General features: G+C 60.4%; 3 protein-coding genes and 1 pseudogene. All 4 read right to left on the minus strand.

The window, feature by feature from the left end; all coding sequences use genetic code 11:
• Positions 1–194, minus strand: a pseudogene (locus ABX74_RS02960) (Mce family protein); the annotation flags it as partial.
• A complete protein-coding gene (locus ABX74_RS02965) occupies positions 191–1183 on the minus strand; it encodes an MCE family protein (protein WP_020906101.1) in 993 nt (330 codons plus the stop codon). The gene ABX74_RS02965 and the pseudogene ABX74_RS02960, both read right to left, overlap by 4 nt.
• Entirely contained in the window at positions 1180–2190 is a 1011-nt protein-coding gene (locus tag ABX74_RS02970; protein WP_047888183.1) for an MCE family protein, read from the minus strand. Before ABX74_RS02970 ends, ABX74_RS02965 begins: the two co-directional genes overlap by 4 nt.
• A partial coding sequence (locus ABX74_RS02975) for an MCE family protein (protein ID WP_047888184.1) occupies positions 2187–3170 on the minus strand: 984 nt, incomplete at its 5' end. The genes ABX74_RS02970 and ABX74_RS02975, both read right to left, overlap by 4 nt.

Raw genomic sequence — 3170 nt, forward strand, 5'->3', positions numbered from 1 at the left:
GGCGTGACGCTCTCGACCCTCCCGCTGGGAACGCCCAGAATAGTCACCGTGTTTCCGGTGAAGATGGCGTCGGTCGAGGTGAATTCGGCAGTGAGAGTGAGTTGGTGTTCGTCACGCGTGACGAACAGGACCGCACCGATCGCGCAGATCATTATCGCTGCCAGCACGGCGAGCTTCTTGACGGTCGTGGTCATCGACACCCCTGAACGAGCCCGACGACGCACAACCAGTTGTCCGGGATGAGGGTGGAGGGCGAGTTGAGGTCGAGCCAGTTGCCGTTACCGGTCGCATTGGTGACGTACCGAACGCTGGGGGCGAAGTTGTCGAGCAACGTGGTCAGTGATTGTTCGTTCTCGGAAAGCACTCCCGTCACCTCGTGGATGTCTCCCATGACCGAGTCGACCAATGCCTGGTTGTCGCCCAGGAACTGGGCAAGTGTGGTGCTCAACTGATTGAGGTCTTGTACAAGCGCATTCAGCACATCTCGCCGATCGGCGATCGTGGCCATCACCAGGTCCGCATTTCCCAGAAGGGTTTCCAGAGTGTCCTTCTGCTCGATCAGTGTTGCGGTCGTCTGCTGCGCTCCGGTGAGAAGGGAACGGAGCGCAACGTCGTTGTCGTTGACTACTCCGGAGAGTGCGTCGATTCCCTCGAGCGAGCGGCGAATGAGTTCGGGATCGTCCGGTGAGTTGTCGGACACCACGGTCAGCATGTTTCGCAGTTGTTGCAGATCAAGGTTTTCCGAAGTGGATTGTGCTCCTCGTCCGAGATCGTCGAGGGTGAACGGAACACTCGTGTTCTCGATGGGAATGGTCGAACCTCCGGGTAACGAGCGCGATCCGTTCGGAGTGATGTCTAGCGAGCGTCGGCCGAGCAGAGTCGAGATCTTGATGTCCGCGCGCGAGTTTTCGCCGAGAGTGACGCCGTCGTCGAGTCGGAAGGTGACTTCAACAGAGTTGCCGCTGACCGCCAACGAGGTGACCACCCCGCTCGGGACTCCCGCGACGTTGACCGGATCGTCCTGCGTCAATCCGGTGGCGTTGGCAAACACGGCGTTGTACTCGTTGGTCTTGACCTTCAAGATCAATTGAGGGACAACGAGTGCGGCCAGAACGACACAGACTCCGACGAGAATGCAGATCATTCCGTTGCGGACCGGGTTCTTGACGGTGAGCCAGTTCATCGGCACACCGCCGAACGCTCGGGGCCGCCGAGAGTCACCGATTGGTCCAGCGCGCTGAGCCGGAAATTACAGATGTAGATGTTCGCCCAACTGCCGTAGCTCATTGCGATTCCCAATTGGGTGAACAGTTGATCGAAAGCGGTGATACCGGTCGCCAGCGACTCACGATTGTCGACGACGACGCTGGCCGACTGATCGATCGAAGTCAGCGCGCCAGCCAAGTCCGGTTCCACGCGCGTCACCAAGTCCTGAAGGGAAGAAGTCAGGGCACCTGCGGAATCAACTGCGGCCGAGATCTGTTGGCGATCCTGTGCCAAACCGCCTACCAGCGTGTCGAGCGTGTTGATCATCTCGACGAAGTTGGGTCGATTCGTCGTCGTGACGGTGAGTACCCGGTCGAGGTTGGTCAGTAGTTGGTCCAAGATCGCGTCTCGGGACGTCAAGTTCTCGGTGACGGCAACTGTGCGCTCCAGCAGGCTTTCGATGGTGGAACCTTGTCCTTGGAATACCTGGACGACTTGTGCGGCAAGCTCGTTGACTTCTGCGGGGTCAAGTGCGTCGAACAGGGGACGGAAACCGCCGAGGATGTCGGTGAGGTCGATCGCCGGCTGAGTCTGTTCCACGGGAATTGTGGCTCCTGGGGAGAGGTAGTTGCCGGCTACGAGTTCGCCCTGTCCGGGTTCGATCGAGATCGTCCGTGCCCCCAGCAGATCTGCATACCTCACCACAGCCCGACCGTCGGTCGGAATACGTTGTGTAGATTCGAGTTCGAAGCCGACGACGGCTTGGTTGTTCACCAACTCGACGCTGTCGACGCGCCCTACTCGCACCCCGGCGATCTGAACATCGCTGCCGGTGACCAGGCCGGAGGCATTGACGAAGACGGCCCGGTACTGCGAACTAGACCCGGAGACTGGGTCGATCAGAGTGCTCACCACGACCACGGTGGCGAGAATCGACAGCGCGGCAAACAGTCCGAACCTGATCAGAGATTTCTTCACGCTCATCCGCCCACCACCGTCGTGCCGCGAAATACCGGCCCCGCCACGAGAGTGTCCAAAGCTGTACCGCCCTGGGTGATAGCTGAGATCAGGGATTGTTCGGCAGGGCTGCCGACCGGGCCGACGGTTCCGCCGAACGCGGTCGCGGCGGCAGGGCAGTTGGGGCCGCGGGTCCCGTCGTATTGTGGGCAGTCGGTCTTTCCGTACGGATACAGATCTGTGACAGACAGGCGCAAGTCAGTGCTGAGCCAGGGACCGTGCGCCAATGCGGGCGGGAGTTTGATCGTGAGATTGCGCAGGCCGTTGTAAAAGGTAGTGATGTGGTCCGGCCGCGAAGTGATTGCACCGGTGAGGGAATCGGCGTCGTCGACCAAGGTGATCAGGCGGTCGCGATTGTCGCCGATCAGACTCGTGGCAGCGGATCCCGTGCTGGTGCCTGCTCGCAGAAGCCCCGCCAATCCGTCGGATTTCTCGACGACGGTCTTGGATGTGGTGATGGAGTTCTCGAATGCGGCGAGCATGTCGGGCGCACTCGTCGAGAGACTGTCGGCGAGCGTGGCTATGTCGTCGAGGTCGTCACCGAGTCCGTCGATGACGGGCTGCGCACCGACCAACGCTTGGTGGACTGAATCGAGAGACTCACCGATCTGGTTTCCCTTGCCACTCATCGCATCCGAGACTGCCGTGAGCGCCACGTTGATGTCGGCGGGGTCGAGGGAAGAAACGAGCGAGTAGATCCGTGAGATCGATTGGTAGAGCTGGACCGCGACTTCGGACTGATCTGATACCAACTCGGTACCCGGCGCGAGAGCAGGACCGCGCGAGAGACCGTCAGGTTGAATCAAGTCCACGAAGAAGTCGCCGAAGATGTTGCGGGGCATCAGCCGCACCTGACTTGTCGACGGTATGTCCTCGAATGCACCCTCGTCGATTGCGAGTGAGATGGTGGAAGCGGTGGTGCCAGGCTCGATGTCGGCGACCGAACC

This window comes from Rhodococcus sp. ARP2 (assembly GCF_001029585.1).
Classification (GTDB): Bacteria; Actinomycetota; Actinomycetes; order Mycobacteriales; family Mycobacteriaceae; genus Rhodococcus_F; species Rhodococcus_F erythropolis.

Bases quoted from the DNA above. Each gene is read 5' to 3' on its own strand.
- ABX74_RS02965 (WP_020906101.1), bottom strand. From the start codon at position 1,183: ATGAACTGGCTCACCGTCAAGAACCCGGTCCGCAACGGAATGATCTGC.
- ABX74_RS02970 (WP_047888183.1), bottom strand. From the start codon at position 2,190: ATGAGCGTGAAGAAATCTCTGATCAGGTTCGGACTGTTTGCCGCGCTG.